Here is a 20,738-nt window from a genome sequence, read left to right on the forward strand (position 1 = left end):
TTAAGCCGCCGGGGGAAACGCACCACCGCGCCGCGATGCCCCATGCCGACCCGAACGGGCCAACAATTCCCCGATTCGGGCCATTTTGCACGAAAAACCGCCCCTGAACTCCCAGGAGCGGTCCTTCCCGATGCAGCAGTGCGGACGGGACGGGCCCGCCGCTTTCGCTCAGCGGCCGTCCGGCGTCTTCAGGCCGTACCAGCTGTTGCGCACCTTCTTGTAATGCGCGGTCTCGTCGTAGCGGGCCACGGCAAGGCCGATCTGGTCGGACGTCAGGCGCCCGCTGGCCGAAATCAGCGAATAGGCCGCGACCGTGCGGTTGCGCTGCGCGCTGATCAGGCTGACGCGGCTGTTGACCAGATCGAACTGCGCGTTGAGCACGTCCAGCGTGGTGCGCTGGCCCACGCGCTGCTCCTCGATGACGCCTTCCAGCGCCAGCTGGTTGGCCGAAACCGCATCCTCGCCGGCCTGGATCGAGGCCAGCGCCGCCTGATACTGCCCCCAGGCGGAGACGACATTGGCGCGAATCTGGTCGCGTGCCACGTCGAGCTGGATCTGGGTCTGGCCGAGATCTTCCTTCGCCTGCCGCACGCGCGACGACACCGCGCCGCCCTGGTAGAGCGGGATGGACACGCGGCCGAAGATGCTGGCGCTGTCCACCGTGTCGGTGTTCGGCGAGGACGGCGGACGCCACTGGCGCTGCAGGTCGGCCTCGACGGTGACGGTCGGCAGCAGCTCGCCCTCGATGGTCTTGACGCCGAACGTGCCGGCATCGACGAGGTGCTGCGCCGCAAGGATCGACGGATGGTTGGCGGCGCTGAGCTTCAGCGCCTCATCCAGCGAGCGCGGCATCCGGCCATAGATCGTGGTGCGTGCGGACAGCGACTTCGGGTCCGAGCCGACGACCTGGCGGTAGATGGCCCGCGCGGTGTTGACGTTGGCCATCGCCAGGTTGAGGTCCGACTGGGCCTCCGAGTAGCGGGCCCTCGCCTGCGACACGTCGGTGCGGGTGCCCTCGCCCACCTCGAAACGGTCCTGCGCCGCGCGCACCTGCTCCGAGAGGAAGGCAAGGCTGCTGCGCCGCAGCGAGACGATGGCGGTGGTGCTGATGACGTCCATATAGGCGGTCGCCGCATCCAGCATCACCGCCTGCTCGGTCGCCCGCAGGCTCTCGCGCTCGGCCCGCACCACGGCCTCGGCCTGGCGAACCGAGTTCACCGTGCGGAAGCCGCGGAACAGGGCCTGCGAAATCGACAGGCCGACGGAGGCCGTGTTGCCGTAGCGCGAGCGGCCCGGATCGCTGTTGGTGTGCTGCGCGCCGACATCGAGGCGGCCGAAGATCTGCGGACGCCAGCCCGACAGCGCCTGCGGCACCGATTCATTGACCGAGCGCAGCGCCGCACGGGCCGCGTTCAGCGTGGGATTGTCGGAATAGGCCTGAGCCAGCGCCTGGTCGATCGACTGCGCGCGTCCCGTCGCGGGCACGCCAGCGACCGCCACCGCAAGCGCGGTCGCAAAGAGCCATGAACCCGTCCGCTTCACCTTGAACACCCCTGTACAACTCCGGAGCAGCCGCGACGGCAGAATCACCGGCGGCCGACTTCTGTTTGACGCGGGTCCCTGTGACCCATGATCCTGCCTGTGCGGATCTGCGGTTTTCCGGTCCGCCCCAGGGGCGCCCGCCGCTTTTTGATCCTCGCAAAGCGCTGCAGTCTTCGCCGCTGCGCCATGCCGGTTGCCCGCCCTCCGTCGGACAGTCCACGGCATGCGTACTGTTATCCCCCACCGGTCGCGACACAACCTTTCAAAGGTAACCGTGCTCGCATTCGGGAGGGGCTGCGACCTCTCGGCAACACCTGTGTCCGAAAGTCACGTCGCGGAACATGAAAAGGGCCGCGCAGACACTCGTCCGGCGCGGCCCTGAACCTTGCAAAAAACCTTGGAAAACCGTCAGAAGACGAATTCCTTCGGGCGCTCGAAGCCCGGCAGCAGATGCGCCGAGGCGTTGAAAGCAAAGCGCCCGGAGACCGCATCGCCCGAGCGCACATGCAGCTCGGCCTGGCCCGCACCGCCGAGGCCGCGCACGACCACGAGCCGGCCGCCGTCCTTGAGCTGCGCCGTCAGGGACTGCGGCAGCACCTCGACGGCGCCGTCGACGAAAATCACGTCATAAGGGCCTTCCGAGGCGCCGCCCTTGGCAAGGTCGCCCTCGATCACCGCCGCGTTCTCGATGCCGAGCTCCACCAGCAGCTCCGAGGCGGCCGCCGCGATCTGCGGATCCGACTCGATGCCGACGACCGAGCCGGCCAGCTGCGCGAACACAGCGACGCTGTAGCCGGTGCCGCAGCCCACGCACAGCACCACCTCGCCCGGCTGGACGGCAGCGAGCTGCACCAGCTTGCCGAACACATGCGGCTTCATCAGGTAGCGGCTGGTCTCCCCGCTCGCCGCGAGGATGTCCTGGTCGCTATAGGCGATGCAGCGCTTGGACGCCGGTACGAACCGCTCCCGCGGCACGCTTTCCATCGCGTCCAGCACCCTCAGGTCCGTGACGTCGTTGGTCCGCAGCTGGTTGTCCACCATGTGGGTGCGGACCTGCTCGTAATCGCCCATTGCACGCCTCTTTGCGTTCTTGCCCCGGTCCGGCAGCACCCGGCCCGGTCTTGCGCCGGCCCGCCAAAGCGGACCTGCAAACCCTCATCCGGTTCCTTACCGGGGTCCGGCCCGCCTGACAAGCCGCACGCATGCGCAAGACCCGGCAAGGCCCCTTCCGCGAGATAACGATGCAATCACGGCGTGCATTCGAGGATGGATCTGGGGGTGACGGGATAGCAGGCGATTGCCGGTGCAATCACGCAAGGCCTTCGGTGACAGGACGACACCGGCGACACCATATTGCGGCATCAGCCTGCCGAGGGAGTGCGTAATGCTGTTTGGCGATCCCAATGACAAGACCCCCGCCCAGTCGGGCTGGTCTGTCGACTGGCGCTTCGACCAGCTCTTGCTGAAGCTGGGACGCTACGACCAGATGCCGCTTGCCCGCGGGCTCGCCGGACGCAGGTTCGGCTGCGACGACCTGTCTCTCCTCAGCGGAGAGCAGAAGGCGCAATTCATCTCCGACTGCGAGCACGAACTGGCGATCGCGATCGCCCTCGACGGACCCATGACCGTCACGCGGCCGGGCAAGCGCCTGTCGCGCCAGCGGCCGCGCCGCCGTCAGCGGCTGCTGGGCGGCTTGAAGGGCAGGTCGTCGAGCGTCAAGCCGGAATAGACCTTGAGCCAGTAGACCCCGGCGAAGATCACGGCCGCGACGACCGTGGTGATCAGCGCCTTCTTCAGCAGATGCGGCCGCTGGGGCGCGCTGGATTCGGTCCCCGGGATCACCTCCCCGCCTTCTTCCTGCGTCACCACGCCGATCGGCAGGATCGCGAAGAGGATGATCCACCAGATGACGAAATAGATCGCGAGCGAGGATACGAGAGACACCGCTTTGCCTTTTTAACGAGATCGATTGCGCGCCGGGCGGGCAGCAGGCCGTCAGACCTGCTCCAGCTCCACCAGGGTGCCGTTGAAATCCTTCGGGTGCAGAAACAGCACCGGCTTGCCATGGGCGCCGATCTTCGGCTCGCCCGTGCCCAGCACCCGCGCCCCCTTTTCCACCAGCCGGTCGCGGGCGGCGAGGATGTCCTCCACCTCGTAGCAGACATGGTGGATGCCGCCGGACGGATTGCGCTCCAGGAAGGCATTGATCGGCGAGTTCTCGCCGAGCGCTTCCAGCAGCTCGATCTTGGTGTTGGGAAGCTCGATGAAGACGACGGTGACGCCATGGTCCGGCTCGGGCTGGGGCTGCGACACCCGCGCCCCCAGCGTGTCGCGATAGGTCGCCGTCGCCGCCGCAAGGTCCGGCACGGCGATGGCCACATGGTTCAGGCGTCCGATCATCAGCTTCCCTCCACAACGCAACGACGGCCGGGCCGTAACGCCCCATCCGCCAGTCATTATCCGCCAGTCATGACCCACAAGTCATGACGCATGGCGGGCACGCCCGCCACCCGTCATTTGGTCACACGCGCTGGACCAGCGCCTCGGTCAGCGGCTTCTTACCCCAGCAGTCGCGCACGGCCGCGCGCGCCGCCCGCCGGGCCGCCTCGGCCACCACATCGTCGTCCTTGCGCCGGTTCTTCGGAATGCTCTCCAGCGCGGAGATCACCTCGTCGATGACGATGTCTTCCAGGTCGTCGCCCTCGCGGTCGGTCTCCGGCAGGCCGAACAGAGAGGCCATCGGCTCGCCGATCAGCGCACCCTTGGCATCGATCACGACGCTGACGGTGACGGCGCCGGCGAAGGACAGCTTGCGCCGCTCGTTGACGCCCATCTCCTCGACATCGCCATAGAGCAGGCCGTCCTTGACCGTGATGCCGGTCGGCACCTCGTCGACGACCGCCAGCTTGCCCGTCCCCAGCCGCACCACGTCGCCGTTGCGGGCGATCAGCGTGTCCTTGATGCCGTGGCGCAGCGCCAGATCCCGGTGCGCCTTCAGGTGCATCGCCTCGCCATGCGCCGGGATCAGCGCCTTGGGCTTCAGCAGTTCGTAAAGCTGCACCAGCTCGTCCTGGCGCGGATGGCCGGACACATGCACCAGGGCGTCGCGGTCGGTGACGATGTCGACCTCGGCCTCCGCCAGCTTGTTGACGATGCTGCCGACCGCCTTCTCGTTGCCCGGGATCGTGCGGGAGGAGAAGATCACCGTGTCGCCCTTGGACAGCGCCACGTTGCGATGGTCGCCGGACGCGATGCGGGCAAGCGCCGCCCGCTCCTCGCCCTGGCTGCCGGTCAGCAGAAGCACGACGCGCTCCGGCGGCAGGTAGCCATAGGCATCCTCGGAGAGGAAGGCGGGAAGATCGTCGAGATAGCCGAGTTCGCGGCAGACCTCGATGGTGCGGTGCATGGAGCGGCCCATCACCACGACGTCGCGCTCGGCCTGCTGCGCGGCGAGCGCAACAGAGCGGATACGCGCCACGTTGGAGGCGAAGGTTGTCACCGCGACGCGGCGCTTTGCCTTGCGGATGACCTGGGTGAGGCCCTTGGAGACATCCGCCTCGCTCGGGCTCGAGCCCTCGCGCGGCGCATTGGTGCTGTCGCAGATCAGCGCGACCACGCCCTCGTCGCCGATCTCGGCCAGGCGCTGCGTGTCGATGGGCAGGCCGATGCCCGGCGTCGGATCGATCTTCCAGTCGCCCGAATGCAGCACGGTGCCGGCCGGGCTGCGGATCGCCAGCGCGCAAGGCTCGGGAATCGAGTGCGACATGGCGACGAACTCGACCTCGAACGGGCCGATCTCGACGCGCGCGCCCTGCTTCACCACGGTCACCGGGATCTTGCCGACGCCCGGCTCGCTCAAAGCCTTCGCCTCCAGCAGCGCCGCCGTGAAGGGGGTCATGTAGAGCGGTGCCTTGAGCCGCGGCCACAGGTGCACGATGGCGCCGTAATGGTCCTCGTGCGCATGGGTGATGACGATGCCGTCGAGCCGGTCGAGCTCTTCCTCGATGAAGCGGATGTCGGGAACGACGATGTCGACGCCGGGAAGGTCCGGCCCGGCAAAGGTGACGCCGCAGTCGACCATCAGCCAGCGGCGGTCATGGGCCGGGCCGTAGCCGTAGAGCGCCATGTTCATGCCGATCTCGCCGAGGCCGCCGAGCGCGACGAACACGAGCTCGTTCTCGCCCGTACTCGCGCCCTTGCCCTTGCCGCCTGCCCTCTTTCTGGTGGCCATTGAATACTCCTGTCTGGACCGGGCAGGCAGCAGCAATCCTTGCGGATCCCGCCCCGGCCGGTCGTTCGAATGCCGATATGGGCCGTCCGCCTCATGCGGACAGCCTCGTGTCGCGTCTGTGGTCACCGGCAGGGCATCCGCGACATGCCCGCCTGCAATCTCGTCGTCAGCCGGCCGGTTGGCCGGGGGCGGACGTACCAAGAGCCGCGCCATCGAAGAACACATCGCCCGCGGCGATGGTCTGCCTCGTGTCGCCGGTCTCCAGCACCAGCCGCCCGTCCGGGTCGAGCCCGGAGAAAATCCCGTTCAGTTCGCGGTCCTCAAGCCGCACCCGGATCGGCGCGCCGATGCCGACGGCACGGCGCCGCCAGTCGTCCAGGGTCTGCGAGAACGGCGCCTCGCGCCAGCGCGCCATGTGCTGCGCGACGCTGGCGGCAAGCGCTTCGAAAGCGCGCTCCGGGCCGACCGGAAAGCCGAGCCCGGCAAGGTTCGCCGCCTTGTAGTCCGGCAGCTCCGGATGATGCGAAAGGTTGAGCCCGAAGCCGCATACCACCGCGCGCCGTCCGTCGGCAAGCATGGTGGCCTCCAGCAGGATGCCGGAAATCTTGGCGCCGTCCACCAGCAGATCGTTCGGCCACTTGAGCCGGATTAGCCCGTAGGAGCCGGTCATCGTGTCGACGGCATCGGCAAGGGCAAGCGCCGCGACCAGCGGAAACTGGCCGATCCGCGCAGGCGGCACCGGATCGATGGTCAACAGGGAAGCATATAGGTTGCCGGGTTCGGAAACCCAAGGGCGCGCCCGCCGGCCGCGCCCTGAGGTCTGGCGGCCGGCGACGATCCACAGATTGCCCGGATCGCCCTCTCCGGCCGCGGCAAGGGCCGCACTGTTGGTCGACCCCAGTTCCGCGTGGGCGGCAACCCGGTATCCAGCGACGCCGGGAACCTCGCGGACCCGGCCATCGAAGGCGAGCGTGCTCAGAACAGCGTCCCCGCTGCCGTGCCGGCCATCTCGACGATGGACCCGGCGAAGACGACGAAGAACACCACGAAGGCCGAGGACAGGCCGAGGGTGAACTTCAGCTCCACCGGCATCGGCAGGAACTGGCGCGCCGGCTCGTCGAAGAACATCACCTTGCAGATGCGCAGGTAATAGTAGGCGCCGACCACCGAGGCGAGCATACCGATCACCGCCAGCGGATAGAGCCCCGCCTCGACCGCCGCCAGGAACACGTAGAACTTGGCGAAGAAGCCGACGAACGGCGGGATGCCGGCGAGCGAGAACATCAGAATGCCGAGCAGCACCGCCATCGGCAGGTTGGTGCGCGACAGGCCGGCAAGATCGGAGATCTCCTCGACCATGCCGTCCTTGCGCCGCATCGACAGGATGCAGGCGAAGGCTCCCAGCGTCATCGCCAGATAGGCGGTCATGTAGATCATGACGCCCTCGACACCGGCCTGCGACCCGGCGGCAAGACCCACCAGCGCAAAGCCCATGTGGCCGATGGAGGAATAGGCCATCAGGCGCTTGATGTTCTTCTGGCCGATCGCGGCGAAGGCGCCGAGCGCCATCGAGGCGATGGAGATGAAGACGACGATCTGCTGCCAGTCGTGGGTCACCGGCTCGAAGGCCTCGATGACGACGCGGGTCAAGAGGCCCATGGCGGCGATCTTCGGCGCGGCGGCGAAGAAGGCCGTCACCGGGGTCGGCGCGCCCTCGTAGACGTCCGGCGTCCACATGTGGAACGGCACGGCCGAGATCTTGAAGGCAAGGCCGGCGAGGATGAACACCAGGCCGAAGACCAGGCCGAGCGAGGAGCCGCCCTGCGCGGTGACCGCCGCGGCAATGGCCGCAAAGCCGGTCTGGCCGGTGAAGCCGTAGACCAGCGACATGCCGTAGAGCAGCATGCCCGAGGAGACCGAGCCGAGGACGAAATATTTCAGGCCCGCCTCGGTGGAGCGCACGCTGTCGCGGTTGAACGCCGCGATCACGTAGAGCGCCAGCGACGACAGCTCGAGGCCGAGATAGAGCGTGATCAGGTCGTTGGCCGAGAGCATCAGGAGCATGCCGAGCGTCGACAGCACGATCAGCACCGGATACTCGAACCGCTCGAAATTCTCGTTGCGGGCGAAGGCCACCGACATGGCGATGGCGAAGCCCGAGCCGATCAGCGTCAGCAGCTTGAGATAGCGGGCGAAGCCGTCCAGCACGAAGGCGCCGTGGAAGCTCAGCGTCTCGGTGATGCCGAACTGTGCCGGCAGCAGCAGCGGCAGCGCCGCCACCGCCAGCAGCGCGACCGACAGCGCGGTCACGTAGGGCGTGATCCTGCGGCCGCCGAACACGCCGATCATCAGGAGCGCGAGCGCACCGACGGCGAGAAACAGCTCCGGCAGAGCGGGCGAGAGATCCGGGAGTTGGGAATAGGCGTTCATGGCGTCTTTCGTCCTCGGGACCTTACTGCGCCAGCATGGCGGTCGAGTGGGCCGCCTCGATCGCGGCCTGGTATTGCGTGACGAGCGCGCCGACGGAGGCGGCGGTGGCATCCAGGATCGGCGCCGGGTAGAAGCCGAACAGGATGGTCAGGATGATCATCGGAACCAGGATCACCTTCTCGCGCAGCGTGAGGTCGGTGATCGACTTAAGGCTCTCCTTGTCGAGCACGCCGAACACCACGCGCCGGTAGAGGAAGAGCGCATAGGCAGCCGACAGGATGACGCCCGTGGTGGCGATCAGCGCCACGAAGGTGTTGACCTGGAACGCGCCCATCAGCGTCAGGAACTCGCCGACGAAGCCGCTGGTGCCCGGCAGGCCGACATTGGCCATGGTGAAGATCAGGAAGGCCACCGCATAGAACGGCATCCGGTTCACCAGCCCGCCATAGGCGGCGATGTCGCGGGTGTGCATGCGGTCGTAGATCACGCCGACGCACAGGAACAGCGCGCCCGAGACGATGCCGTGCGAGAGCATCTGGAACAGCGCACCCTGCACGCCCTGCTCCGTCATGGTGAAGATGCCCATGGTCACGTAGCCCATGTGCGCCACCGAGGAGTAGGCGATCAGCTTCTTGATGTCTTCCTGGGCGAGCGCCACCAGCGAGGTGTAGACGATGGCGACCACCGAGAGGGTGAAGATCAGCGGCGCGAACATCTCGCTCGCCAGCGGGAACATCGGCAGCGAGAAGCGCAGGAAGCCGTAGCCGCCCATCTTCAGCAGGATCGCCGCCAGGATGACCGAGCCGGCCGTCGGCGCCTCCACGTGCGCATCCGGCAGCCAGGTATGCACCGGCCACATCGGCATCTTCACCGCGAAGGAGGCGAAGAAGGCCAGCCACAGCCAGGTCTGCATGCCCGCCGGGAAGCCGTGCGACATCAGCGTCGGGATATCGGTGGTACCGGCGTTCCAGTACATCGCCATCAGCGCGATCAGCATCAAAAGCGAGCCGAGCAGCGTGTAGAGGAAGAACTTGTAGCTGGCATAGACGCGCCGCTTGCCGCCCCACACGCCGATGATCAGGAACATCGGGATCAGGCTGGCCTCGAAGAACACGTAGAACATGACCAGGTCCAGCGCGCAGAAGACGCCGATCATCAGCGTTTCCAGCACCAGGAAGGCGATCATGTATTCCTTCACCCGCATCTGCACGCTCTGCCAGCTGGCGAGGATGCAGAAGGGCATCAGGAACGTGGTCAGGATGACGAACAGCATGGAGATGCCGTCGACGCCCATCCGGTAGCCCATGTTGGCGCCCAGCCACTCCCCGCTTTCCTGGAACTGGAAGCCGGGATTTGCCGCATCGAAGCCGCCCCAGATGAAGAGCGACACGATGAAGGTGAACACCGTGGTGATCAGCGCCACGCGGCGCATGTTCTCCTTCGCCCCCTCGTCCTCGCCGCGGACCAGCAGGATGAAGAAGACGCCGACCAGCGGAAGGAAGGTCGTGATCGAAAGAAGCGGCCAGTTGCTCATCAGTGAGCGCCCCCGACGGAGAACATGGACCAGGTGATCAGCGCGGCGACGCCGATCAGCATGGCGAATGCGTAGTGATAGAGATATCCGGTCTGCAGGCGCACGGCCCAGGAGCTGACGTCCTGGACGCGGGCGGCGATGCCGTCCGGTCCGAGCCGGTCGATGGTCGCCCCGTCGCCCTTCTTCCAGAGCTGGCGGCCGAGCCACATGGCGGGCCGGACGAAGATCGCGTCATACAGCTCGTCGAAGTACCACTTGTTGAGCAGGAAGCGGTACAGGCCGTCGTGACGCTCCGCCAGGCGGCGCGGGATCTCCGGCGAGCGGATGTAGAACAGCCAGGCCATGGCGAGGCCGCCCAGCATCATCACGAAGGGCGAGGCCTTCACCCACAGCGGCACCTCGTGGATGTCGTGCAGGATGTGGTTCTCCTCGGACGTGAACAGCGCGCCCTTCCAGAAGCCCTCGTAGCCCTCGCCCATGAACACGCCGGCAAAGACGAGACCTGCGAACAGCGCGCCGACCGCAAGGATCATCAAGGGCACGGTCATCACCAGCGGGCTCTCGTGCACATGCTTCATCACGTCCACGGAGGCACGCGGCTTGCCGTGGAAGGTCATGAAGGCAAGGCGCCAGGAGTAGAACGAGGTCAGGCCGGCAGCCGCCACGGTCAGCCAGAAGCCGTACATGGCGAAGGCGTTGTGGCCGACATAGGCCGCCTCGATCACGCCGTCCTTGGAGAAGAAGCCGGCGGTCAGCGGGAAGCCGGTCAGCGCCAGCGTGCCGATCACCATCATCCAGTAGGTCAGCGGGATGTGCTTCCGAAGACCGCCCATCTTGCGCATGTCCTGCTCGTTCGACACGGCATGGATCACCGAGCCGGCGCCGAGGAACAGCAGCGCCTTGAAAAAGGCATGCGTGAACAGGTGGAAGATCGCGATCGAGTAGCCGCCGACGCCGAGCGCGACGAACATGTAGCCGAGCTGCGAGCAGGTCGAGTAGGCGATCACGCGCTTGATGTCGTTCTGGACGAGGCCGACGGTCGCGGCGAAGAAGGCCGTCGTCGCGCCGAAGAAGGTCACGACGGTGAGCGCGGTGTGCGACAGCTCGAAGACCGGCGACAGGCGCGCCACCATGAACACGCCCGCGGTCACCATGGTCGCGGCGTGGATCAGCGCGGAGACCGGCGTCGGGCCTTCCATCGCGTCCGGCAGCCAGGTGTGCAACAGGAACTGCGCCGACTTGCCCATGGCGCCCATGAACAGCAGCAGGCAGGTCACGGTCAGCGCCGCGTCCTGGGTCAGCTGGTAGCCGAGGAAGTCGAGGACGACGCGCGGCTCGCCTTCCACGAAGGCCTGGGCATTGGCGAAGATCGCGTCGTAGTCGGCCGAGCCGAACAGCACGAAGAGGCCGAAGATGCCGAGGATGAAGCCGAAGTCGCCGACGCGGTTGACCACGAAGGCCTTCATCGCCGCCGCGTTGGCCGAGGGCTTCTGGTACCAGAAGCCGATCAGCAGATACGAGGCGAGACCGACGCCCTCCCAGCCGAAGAACATCTGCAGCAGGTTGTCGGAGGTCACCAGCGTCAGCATGGCGAAGGTGAACAGCGACAGATAGGCGAAGAAGCGCGGCCGGTGCGGATCGTGGTGCATGTAGCCGATGGAGTAGACATGCACGAGCGCGGACACGGAGTTGACCACCACCAGCATGACGGCGGTCAGCGTGTCGACGCGGATGGTCCACTCGACATCGAACGTGCCGGAGGTGATCCAGCGCATCACCGGCTCCTTGACCACGGCGGTCTCGCCGTAGCCGATGGAGAAGAAGCCGATCCACGACAGGATGGCCGCCACGATCAGCAGGCCGGAGGTGACGTATTCGCTCGCCTTGGCGCCGATCACTCGGCCGAAGAGGCCGGCGATCAGGAAGCCGATCAGGGGCAGAAAGACGATAAGCTGGTACATCCTGCCCTTACCCCTTCATCATGTTGACGTCTTCAACCGCGATCGAGCCGCGGTTGCGGTAGAACACCACCAGGATCGCAAGGCCGATGGCCGCCTCGGCGGCCGCCACGGTCAGCACCAGCAGCGCGAAGACCTGCCCGACCAGATCGCCCAGGAACGCCGAGAAGGCGACCAGGTTGATGTTGACGGAGAGCAGCAGGAGCTCCACCGACATCAGGATGACGATCACGTTCTTGCGGTTCAGGAAGATGCCGAAGATTCCGATGGTGAACAGAATCGCGGCGACCGCCAGATAGTGTGACAGACCGATTTCCATGGGCGCCTCGTGATGCTCCCCCGAGTGAGACCTTTGGCAGTGCGCGGCCCGGGCAGGCGCGCACCTGGCATGTGAATGGCGGGATCCTCAGATACCCTTGCCGGTTTCGACCTTGCGCACCTCGACCGACGCTTCGCGCGTGCGGCCGACCTGCTCAGAGATGTTCTGCCGCCGCACGCCTTCCTTGTGGCGCAGCGTCAGCACGATGGCGCCGATCATCGCCACCAGCAGGACGAGGCCGGCCGTCTGGAAGAACAGGATGTAGCGGGTGTAGACGAGCTCGCCGAGCGCGCGGGTGTTCGACATGTCCGCAGGCAGTGGCGCGGGCGCCGCCGTCGTTCCGGCAATCTCCGGCGATATCACCCAGGCGCCGAGCACGAACAGCAGCTCGACAAGGAGGATCATGCCGATCAGGCCGCCCACCGGCATGTACTGCAGGAAGCCCTGGCGCATCTCGACGAAGTCGACGTCGAGCATCATCACCACGAACAGGAACAGCACCATCACCGCGCCGACATAGACGACGACGAGCAGCATCGCCAGGAACTCGGCCCCGAGCAGGATGAACAGGCCCGCAGCGTTGAAGAAGGCGAGAATCAGGAACAGGACGGAGTGCACCGGATTGCGGGACGCGATGACCATGAAGGCCGACGCAACCGCAACAGCGGCGAAGAGATAGAAGAAGATGGCTTGCAGGACCATGTCGCGGTGTGCCCCCGTCGTCCCCGTTTAAGTCGCAGCCGCGTCGCGGCTCCAGATGAATTGGGCGCTTCCGGCGCGCAGCGGCCTCGTCTTAGACCACGGGCCGCGCGCCGTCCACTCCCGCCGCCTCAGCGATACGGCGCGTCCATGGCGATGTTGCTGGCGATCTCCCGCTCCCAACGGTCGCCGTTCGCCAGCAGCTTGTCCTTGTCGTAGTACAGCTCCTCGCGCGTCTCGGTGGCGAACTCGAAGTTCGGCCCCTCGACGATCGCGTCCACCGGGCACGCCTCTTGGCAGAAGCCGCAGTAGATGCACTTGACCATGTCGATGTCGTAACGGGTCGTGCGCCGCGTGCCGTCGTTGCGGCGCGGGCCGGCCTCGATGGTGATCGCCTGCGCCGGGCAGATCGCCTCGCACAGCTTGCAGGCGATGCAGCGCTCCTCGCCGTTCGGATAACGGCGCAGCGCATGCTCGCCGCGGAAGCGCGGGCTCACCGGCCCCTTCTCGAAGGGGTAGTTGATCGTCGGCTTCGGCTTGAAGAAGTAGCGCATCGCCAGGAAGAAGGCGGAGACGAACTCCTTCAGCAGAAGCGATTTTGCCGCCTGTTGCAGTGCCATGGCGTCTAGCCCCGTGGTTACGTTTTCCTCTGGCCCGCCCGCCGGTCCCGCAAGCCCCGACAAGGGCGCGAACCGCAAGCGGCCAAATCCTCGATTGCGCCGGCATGCCGCCCATCGGCCGCCGGCTGCGAAGTCCCCGCCCGCCTATCCGGCAAGCGCGCTGCCGGCCAGGTACCCGACCACCGGAAACCCGACCAGCGAGAAGGCCATCACCAGGATCTGGATCTGGCCCATGTATCGCCCGAGCAGGCTTTCCCGCCCGCTCTGCTGCTTCTGCCGTTCCGCCGCCGCCCGCAGGACGCCGACGACGATCTTGTAGTCGATCCAGCCCACATAGAGGCCGATGGCGGCGCCGATCAGTCCTGCAATCGAGACCGACATGCCGCCCTCTCCCTTACGTGCCCGTCGGGGCCCAGCCCATCGCCATCAGCACCGCCGCGACGATGAACACCATGGCCAGCGACAGCGGCAGGAACACCTTCCAGCCGAGGCGCATCAGCTGGTCGTAGCGGTAGCGCGGGACCATCGCCTTGACCATGGCGAACATGAAGAACACCAGCAGCGACTTCAGCAGGAACCAGACGAAGCCCGGCACCCAGGTGAAGGGGGCGAAGTCCAGCGGCGGCAGCCAGCCACCCATGAAGAGGATGGTCGTCAGCGCGCACATCAGCGCGATCGACACATACTCGCCGAGCATGAACATCATGTAGGGCGTGGAGCCGTATTCGACCATGAAACCGGCGACCAGCTCGGACTCGGCCTCGGCCAGGTCGAACGGCGGACGGTTGGTCTCCGCCAGCGCCGAGATGAAGAAGATCACGAACATCGGGAACAGCGGCAGCCAGTACCAGTTCAGGAAGGCCAGCCACGGCACCCCGAGCGCGCTGGCAAGGCCGGTTTCCTGCGCCCGGACAATGTCCGTCAGGTTCAGCGAGCCGACGCACAGCAGCACCGTCACGATGACGAAGCCGATGGACACCTCGTAGGAGACCATCTGCGCCGCCGAGCGCAGCGCCGACAGGAACGGGTACTTCGAGTTCGAGGCCCAACCGCCGATGATGATGCCGTAGACGCCGAGCGAGGAGATCGCCAGGATGAACAGGATGCCGACATTGATGTCGGCGATCACCCACCCATCGGCGACCGGAACCACCGCCCAGGCGGTCAGCGCCAGCGTCACGGTGACCAGCGGCGCCAGCAGGAACAGGCCCTTGTTGGCGCCGGCCGGGATCACCGGCTCCTTCAGCACGAATTTCAGAAGGTCGGCAAACGACTGCAACAGGCCCCAGGGCCCGACGACGTTCGGGCCGCGACGGATCTGCACCGCCGCCCAGACCTTGCGGTCCGCGTACAGGATGTAAGCCACGATCAGCAGCAGTGCGACCAGCAGCAGCACGCTCTGTGCCACCATGATGATCAGCGGGAAGAGGTAATCCGCCCAGAAGTCCGCCATCATTGCCCCCGTTTACTCCGCGGCCTCTGCCGCGCGTGCCTTGGCGAGGGCCGAACATTCGGCCATCGTCGCGGAGGCCCGCGCGATCGGATTGGTCAGGTAGAAGTCGGTGATCGCCGGCTGGAACGCCTCGCCGGCCATCTTGCCGCCGAGGTCCGCCGCCTTCGCGGCGCCTGCGCCGCCGTCGTTCTCGATGGCGTCGATGCCGGCCATCAGCGGATGCGCCGCATAGAGCGCCTTGCGCAGGTCCTGCAGCGAATCGAACGGCAGCGCCGCCCCCAGCTGCGCGGACAGCGCCCGCAGGATCGCCCAGTCCTCGCGGGCCTCGCCCGGAGGGAAGGCCGCACGGTCGCCGAGCTGCACGCGGCCCTCGGTGTTGACCCAGGTGCCCGACTTCTCGGTATAGGCCGCACCCGGCAGGATCACGTCGGCGCGGTGCGCGCCGCGGTCGCCATGGGTGCCGACATAGACCACGAAGGCCGAGCCGAACGCGTGCATGTCCATCTCGTCGGCGCCGAGCAGGAACACGACATCCATCGCGCCCTCGCCTGCCGCCTGCTGGATCCCGGCCGTGCCCTTGCCGCCCTCGCCCGGCACGAAGCCGATGTCGAGGCCGCCGACGCGCGAGGCCGCGGTGTGCAGCACCGAGAAGCCGTTCCAGTCGGCACCGACCGCACCGACCGAACGGGCGAGCGCAGCCGCAGCCGACAGGACCGCCGCGCCGTCAGTGCGCGACAGCGCGCCCTGGCCGACGATGATCAGCGGACGCTCGGCGTTCTTGAGAACATCGGCAAAGCCGTGCTTGCCGGCCGCAAGATCGGCCAGCGTCTCGGCGCCGGCGCCCAGATACGTCGCCGGATAGGTCAGGTCGGCCTGCTGGCCGATGACGCCCACGGGCAGCGGGCCCATGCGCATGCGCTTGCGGATGCGCGCATTCAGCACCGGTGCCTCGAGCCGCGGGTTGGAGCCGATGATCAGCACCGCATCCGCGTTCTCGATCCCCTCGATGGTCGCGTTGAACAGGTAGGAGGACCGGCCGAGCGCCGGGTCCAGCGCTGCCCCGTCCTGGCGGCAGTCGATGTTCGCCGAACCGAGCGCCGTCATCAGGCTCTTCAGCGCGAACATCTCCTCGACGCTCGCCAGATCGCCGGCAATGGCCGCCAGCTTCTCCGGGCTCGACGCCTTCACCTTGGAGGCGATGGCGGCGAACGCCTCGCCCCAGCTGGCCGGGCGCAGCTTGCCGTCGACGCGCACATAGGGGCGGTCGAGGCGCTGGGTCTTCAGGCCGTCCCAGATGTAGCGGGTCTTGTCGGAGATCCACTCCTCGTTGACCGCCTCGTTGAGACGCGGCAGCACGCGCATGACCTCGCGGCCGCGGGTGTCGACGCGGATCGCCGAGCCGACCGCATCCATCACGTCGACGGTCTCGGTCTTCTTCAGCTCCCACGGACGGGCCTGGAAGGCATAGGGCTTGTGGGTCAGCGCACCGACCGGGCACAGGTCGACGACGTTGCCCTGCATCTCGGAGGAGAGCGCGTTCTCCAGGTAGGAGGTGATCTCGGCATCCTCGCCGCGGCCGATCAGGCCGAGGTCGGCGACGCCGCAGACTTCCGTGGTAAAGCGGACGCAGCGCGTGCAGTGGATGCAGCGCGTCATGATCGTCTTCACCAGCGGGCCGATATACTTGTCCTCGACGGCGCGCTTGTTCTCCGCATAGCGGGACGCGTCGACGCCATAGGCCATGGCCTGGTCCTGCAGGTCGCACTCGCCGCCCTGGTCGCAGATCGGGCAGTCGAGCGGATGGTTGATCAGCAGGAACTCCATCACGCCCTCGCGGGCCTTCTTGACCATCGGGGTCTTGGTGAAGACCTCCGGCGCCTCGCCGTTCGGGCCCGGGCGCAGGTCGCGCACGTTCATGGCGCAGGACGCGACCGGCTTCGGCGGTCCGCCCTTCACCTCGACCAGACACATGCGGCAGTTGCCGGCGATCGACAGCCGGTCGTGGAAACAGAAGCGCGGCACCTCGGCACCCGCCGCCTCGCAAGCCTGCAGCAGCGTGTAGTCCTGCGGAACCTCGATCTCCTTGCCGTCGACAAAGATCGTCTTGTTCATGCCTTGCTGCCCTCGCGGCTTGCCCGCAGCGCCCTTTTCGCGCGCGAACGTGTCGTCCTGTTTCCTGCGACCATCTCTGCGGCCGCCTTACTGTGCCGCTGCCAGCGACTGCGCCGGCTTGCGGCTCTTGGCCACGTACTGGTCGATGCGTTCCTCGATCACCGGCCGGAAGTTGCGGATCAGGCCCTGGATCGGCCATGCGGCCGCATCGCCGAGGGCACAGATCGTGTGGCCTTCCACCTGCTTGGTGACGTCGAAGAGCATGTCGATCTCTTCCCGTGCGGCATTGCCGGCCACCATGCGCTCCATCACGCGCCACATCCAGCCCGTGCCCTCGCGGCACGGCGTGCACTGGCCGCAGCTCTCGTGCTTGTAGAAGTACGACAGGCGGGCAATGGCCTTGATGATGTCGGTCGAGCGGTCCATCACGATCACCGCTGCCGTGCCGAGGCCCGAACCGTGCCCGCGCAGGCTGTCGAAGTCCATCGGACAGTCGATGATGTTCTCCGCCGTCACGCAAGGCACGGAGGAGCCGCCCGGGATCACGGCGAGCAGGTTGTCCCAGCCGCCGCGGATGCCGCCGCAATGGCGGTCGATCAGCTCGCGGAATGGAATGCCCATCTCCTCCTCGACCGTGCAGGGGCGGTTCACGTGGCCGGAGACGCAGAACAGCTTGGTGCCCGCGTTGTTCGGCTTGCCGAGACCCGAGAACCACGCCGCGCCGCGGCGCAGGATGGTCGGGGCAACGGCGATGGACTCCACGTTGTTCACCGTCGTCGGGCACCCGTAGAGGCCGACATTGGCCGGGAACGGCGGCTTCAGGCGCGGCTGGCCCTTCTTGCCTTCCAGGCTCTCCAGCAGCGCGGTTTCCTCGCCGCAGATATAGGCGCCGGCGCCGTGGTGGACATAGATGTCGAAGTCGTAGCCGTTCTTGTTGTTCTTGCCGATCAGACCCGCCTCATAAGCCTGGTCGATGGCCGCCTGCAGGCGCTCGCGCTCGCGGATGAACTCGCCGCGCACATAGATATAGGCGGCGATGGCACCCATCGCGTAACCGGCGATCAGGCAGCCCTCGACCAGCGTGTGCGGGTCGTGGCGCAGGATCTCGCGGTCCTTGCAGGTGCCCGGCTCGGACTCGTCCGCATTCACGACGAGATAGGCCGGACGCCCGTCCGACTCCTTCGGCATGAACGACCACTTGAGGCCGGTCGGGAAGCCCGCACCGCCGCGCCCGCGCAGGCCCGACGTCTTCATCTCGTTGATGATCCAGTCGCGGCCGTTGTCGAGCAGGCCCTTGGTGCCGTCCCAATGGCCGCGCTGGCGCGCGCCATCGAGGCCCCAGTCGTGCAGGCCGTAGATATTGGTGAAGATCCGGTCCTGATCCTGCAGCATCGCGATCCCCTTCCCTTAGGACTTGCTCGTGGGCACGTCGCCACCGTCGACGCGCCTGGAGAAATCGGTTTCGCCACCGGACGCCAGCACCTTGGCCTGCGCGATCCAGTCTTCGCGATCGATACGCCCCTTGAACTTCAGCCGTGTGTCGACCCAGGCCTTGTTCTCCTCGTTCCAGGAGGCGATCTGGTCGAAATGGTAGACGCCGAGTTCGTTGAGGATGCCCTCGATCTTCGGGCCGACGCCCTTGATCCGCTTGAGGTCGTCGGCCTTGCCGCCGCGCGCGCCCTTCAGCAGCTCCGGCTCCGTCTCGCCGGCAACGCCGCCGGCCAGGTCCAGGCTGGTCTGCGGGCTCTCGTGGCTCTTGACCGCCGCGACCGGCTTGCCGGCCTCCGACGGCTTCGGGCCGGCATCGCTCGCCGCCGGAGCGTCCGGAACCTTCGTCTTCGTCTCGGGCTTCGCCTCGGCCTTGGCAAGATCCGCCGGCTTGCCGGCCCGCGGGGCCGGTGCCTTCGTGGTCGTGCCGGTCGCCTCGGCGGCGCCCGGAATGCCGTTATAGTCGTTGCCGCCGCCATTGATCGAGGCGCCGGCAAAAGCGTGCGAGGCCACTTCCGCGCCCTTGACCACATGCGGAAGCGGATCGCCGCCGCGGGTCTTGTCGGACAGGCCGGTCAGCGTGGTCGGACCGCCTTCCGGAGCGCCGAAGCGACGGCCGTTCTGCGGGCCCGGCGTCACTTCGCGCCCGGCGGAAATGTCGTCGATGAGCTTTTCCAGGCTCTCCGGCGTCAGATCCTCGTAGGTGTCCTTGAAGATCTGCACCATCGGCGCATTGACGCAGGCGCCGAGGCACTCGACCTCTTCCCAAGAAAAGTCGCCATCGGCCGACAGCTCGTGCGCATGGGCCGCGATCTTCGACTTGCAGACGCGGACGAGATCTTCCGCGCCGCGCAGCTGGCACGGCGTGGTGCCGCAGACCTGGATATGCGCCTTCTTGCCGACCGGGGCCAGCTGGAACATGGTGTAGAAGGTCGCGACCTCGAGCACGCGGATATCCGGCATGCCGAGCATTTCGGCGACATAGCGGATCGCCGGCTCGGGCAGCCAGCCCTCGTGCTGTTCCTGCGCCCGCCACAGCAGCGGGATCACGGCGGAGGCCTGCCGGCCGTCCGGATAGCGCGCGATGATTTTCCTGGCCCATTCCAGATTGGCCGCCGTGAAGGCGAAGCTCTCGGGCTGCTCAGGGTGAAGGCGACGAACGGCCATTACCGGTCCACCTCTCCGAACACGATATCGAGGGAGCCGAGCACCGCCGACACGTCGGCCAGCTGATGTCCACGGCACATGAAATCCATCGCCTGCAGGTGGGCAAAGCCGGGGGCCTTGATCTTGCAGCGATAGGGCTTGTTGCTGCCGTCGGCGACGAGATAGACGCCGAACTCGCCCTTCGGCGCCTCGACGGCCGCATAGACCTCGCCTTCCGGCACGCGGTAACCTTCGGTGTAGAGCTTGAAGTGGTGGATGAGCGCTTCCATCGAGCGCTTCATCTCGCCGCGCTTCGGCGGAACCACCTTGCCGTCCAGCGACGAGACCGGCCCCTTCTCCACCGTCAGCTTCTCCAGGCACTGCTTCATCAGCCGCACGGACTGGCGCATCTCCTCCATGCGGATGAGATAGCGGTCGTAGCAGTCGCCGTTCTTGCCGATCGGGATGTCGAAATCGAGTTCGGCATAGCACTCATAGGGCTGCGACTTGCGCAGGTCCCAGGCCGCGCCCGAACCGCGCACCATGACGCCGGAAAAGCCCCGCGCCCATGCGTCCTCCAGCGACACCACGCCGATATCGACGTTGCGCTGCTTGAAGATGCGGTTGTCGGTCAACAGGCCCTCGATGTCGTCCAGCGTCTGCAGGAACGGATCGCAGAAGTCCCAGATGTCGTCGAGCAGCTCCTTCGGCAGGTCCTGGTGCACGCCGCCCGGCCGCACATAGGCGGCATGCATGCGCGCGCCGCAGGCCCGCTCGTAGAAGACCATCAGCTCTTCGCGCGGCTCGAAGCCCCACAGCGGCGGGGTCAGCGCGCCGACGTCCATCGCCTGCGTCGTCACGTTCAGCAGGTGCGACAGGATCCGGCCGATCTCCGAGTAGAGCACGCGGATCAGCTGGCCGCGCTTGGGCACGGTGATGCCGAGCATCTTCTCGACCGCCAGCGCGAAGGCATGCTCCTGGTTCATCGGCGCGACATAGTCGAGCCGGTCGAAATAGGGCACCGCCTGCAGGTAGGTCTTGTGCTCGATCAGCTTTTCGGTGCCGCGATGCAGCAGGCCGATATGCGGATCGACACGCGTCACCACCTCGCCGTCCAGCTCCAGCACCAGGCGCAGCACGCCGTGCGCCGCCGGATGCTGCGGGCCGAAATTGATGTTGAAGTTGCGGACCTGAGCCTCTGCCATC

General features: G+C 66.8%; 19 protein-coding genes. 1 reads left to right on the forward strand and 18 read right to left on the reverse strand.

Annotated elements, in window-relative coordinates; translation table 11 throughout:
* Nucleotides 1-168 precede the first annotated feature (168 nt).
* Together GH266_RS01865 and GH266_RS01870 are read right to left on the reverse strand one after the other, a co-directional pair.
* Nucleotides 169-1,551 (reverse strand): TolC family outer membrane protein, encoded by a 1,383-nt coding sequence (locus GH266_RS01865; protein WP_244953760.1) that lies wholly within the window; start codon nt 1,549-1,551, stop codon nt 169-171.
* 399 nt (nt 1,552-1,950) lie between these two features.
* A complete protein-coding gene (locus GH266_RS01870) occupies nt 1,951-2,613 on the reverse strand; it encodes a protein-L-isoaspartate O-methyltransferase family protein (protein WP_158192379.1) in 663 nt (220 codons plus the stop codon).
* 313 nt (nt 2,614-2,926) lie between these two features.
* On the opposite strand from GH266_RS01870, the gene GH266_RS01875 reads away from it, so the two are divergent.
* On the forward strand, nt 2,927-3,271 hold the full coding sequence (locus GH266_RS01875) for a hypothetical protein (protein WP_158192380.1): 345 nt from the start codon (nt 2,927-2,929) through the stop codon (nt 3,269-3,271).
* Here the strand turns inward: GH266_RS01875 and GH266_RS01880 are convergent.
* The 16 genes from GH266_RS01880 to GH266_RS01955 all read right to left on the reverse strand — a co-directional run bounded on the left by GH266_RS01880 (nt 3,217) and on the right by GH266_RS01955 (nt 20,737).
* Nucleotides 3,217-3,486, reverse strand: a complete 270-nt coding sequence (locus GH266_RS01880) for a DUF1467 family protein (protein WP_158192381.1) — start codon at nt 3,484-3,486, stop codon at nt 3,217-3,219. The two genes, GH266_RS01875 and GH266_RS01880, sit on opposite strands and share 55 nt — an antisense overlap.
* A 51-nt stretch (nt 3,487-3,537) precedes the next feature.
* The gene (gene mce / locus GH266_RS01885; protein WP_158192382.1) at nt 3,538-3,942 is read right to left on the reverse strand and encodes a methylmalonyl-CoA epimerase; all 405 of its coding nucleotides are present in this window, start codon (nt 3,940-3,942) and stop codon (nt 3,538-3,540) included.
* A 121-nt stretch (nt 3,943-4,063) separates the two neighbouring features.
* A complete protein-coding gene (locus tag GH266_RS01890; RefSeq protein ID WP_158192383.1) occupies nt 4,064-5,773 on the reverse strand; it encodes a ribonuclease J in 1,710 nt (569 codons plus the stop codon).
* 166 nt (nt 5,774-5,939) lie between these two features.
* A complete protein-coding gene (locus GH266_RS01895; protein WP_158196004.1) occupies nt 5,940-6,752 on the reverse strand; it encodes a biotin--[acetyl-CoA-carboxylase] ligase in 813 nt (270 codons plus the stop codon).
* Nucleotides 6,749-8,203, reverse strand: coding sequence for an NADH-quinone oxidoreductase subunit NuoN (gene nuoN, locus GH266_RS01900; protein ID WP_158192384.1), 1,455 nt, complete (start codon nt 8,201-8,203; stop codon nt 6,749-6,751). The genes GH266_RS01895 and nuoN overlap by 4 nt, the downstream gene beginning before the upstream one ends.
* Before the next feature lie 22 nt (nt 8,204-8,225).
* Nucleotides 8,226-9,737 carry an NADH-quinone oxidoreductase subunit M gene (locus tag GH266_RS01905; protein ID WP_158192385.1) on the reverse strand — a complete coding sequence of 504 codons (1,512 nt, stop codon included), beginning with the start codon at nt 9,735-9,737 and terminating at the stop codon, nt 8,226-8,228.
* The gene (gene nuoL / locus GH266_RS01910) at nt 9,737-11,698 is read right to left on the reverse strand and encodes an NADH-quinone oxidoreductase subunit L (RefSeq protein ID WP_158192386.1); all 1,962 of its coding nucleotides are present in this window, start codon (nt 11,696-11,698) and stop codon (nt 9,737-9,739) included. The genes GH266_RS01905 and nuoL overlap by 1 nt, the downstream gene beginning before the upstream one ends.
* Before the next feature lie 7 nt (nt 11,699-11,705).
* Entirely contained in the window at nt 11,706-12,014 is a 309-nt protein-coding gene (gene nuoK, locus GH266_RS01915; RefSeq protein ID WP_067215325.1) for an NADH-quinone oxidoreductase subunit NuoK, read from the reverse strand.
* An 87-nt stretch (nt 12,015-12,101) separates the two neighbouring features.
* Nucleotides 12,102-12,716, reverse strand: a complete 615-nt coding sequence (locus tag GH266_RS01920; protein WP_158192387.1) for an NADH-quinone oxidoreductase subunit J — start codon at nt 12,714-12,716, stop codon at nt 12,102-12,104.
* A 128-nt stretch (nt 12,717-12,844) separates the two neighbouring features.
* A complete protein-coding gene (gene nuoI / locus GH266_RS01925) occupies nt 12,845-13,333 on the reverse strand; it encodes an NADH-quinone oxidoreductase subunit NuoI (RefSeq protein ID WP_158192388.1) in 489 nt (162 codons plus the stop codon).
* A 144-nt stretch (nt 13,334-13,477) separates the two neighbouring features.
* The gene (locus GH266_RS01930) at nt 13,478-13,714 is read right to left on the reverse strand and encodes a hypothetical protein (RefSeq protein WP_158192389.1); all 237 of its coding nucleotides are present in this window, start codon (nt 13,712-13,714) and stop codon (nt 13,478-13,480) included.
* Nucleotides 13,715-13,727: 13 nt separating this feature from the next.
* On the reverse strand, nt 13,728-14,786 hold the full coding sequence (gene nuoH, locus GH266_RS01935) for an NADH-quinone oxidoreductase subunit NuoH (RefSeq protein ID WP_158192390.1): 1,059 nt from the start codon (nt 14,784-14,786) through the stop codon (nt 13,728-13,730).
* 12 nt (nt 14,787-14,798) lie between these two features.
* Nucleotides 14,799-16,898, reverse strand: coding sequence for an NADH-quinone oxidoreductase subunit NuoG (nuoG, locus tag GH266_RS01940; RefSeq protein ID WP_158192391.1), 2,100 nt, complete (start codon nt 16,896-16,898; stop codon nt 14,799-14,801).
* 87 nt (nt 16,899-16,985) lie between these two features.
* Nucleotides 16,986-18,290, reverse strand: coding sequence for an NADH-quinone oxidoreductase subunit NuoF (gene nuoF / locus GH266_RS01945; RefSeq protein ID WP_158192392.1), 1,305 nt, complete (start codon nt 18,288-18,290; stop codon nt 16,986-16,988).
* 15 nt (nt 18,291-18,305) lie between these two features.
* Nucleotides 18,306-19,553 carry an NADH-quinone oxidoreductase subunit E gene (locus tag GH266_RS01950; protein ID WP_158192393.1) on the reverse strand — a complete coding sequence of 416 codons (1,248 nt, stop codon included), beginning with the start codon at nt 19,551-19,553 and terminating at the stop codon, nt 18,306-18,308.
* Complete coding sequence (locus GH266_RS01955; RefSeq protein ID WP_158192394.1) at nt 19,553-20,737, reverse strand: NADH-quinone oxidoreductase subunit D; 1,185 nt, start codon at nt 20,735-20,737, stop codon at nt 19,553-19,555. The genes GH266_RS01950 and GH266_RS01955 overlap by 1 nt, the downstream gene beginning before the upstream one ends.
* Between the last annotated feature and the right edge of the window lies 1 nt (nt 20,738).

It is taken from the genome of Stappia indica (assembly GCF_009789575.1).
Lineage (GTDB): Bacteria > Pseudomonadota > Alphaproteobacteria > Rhizobiales > Stappiaceae > Stappia > Stappia indica_A.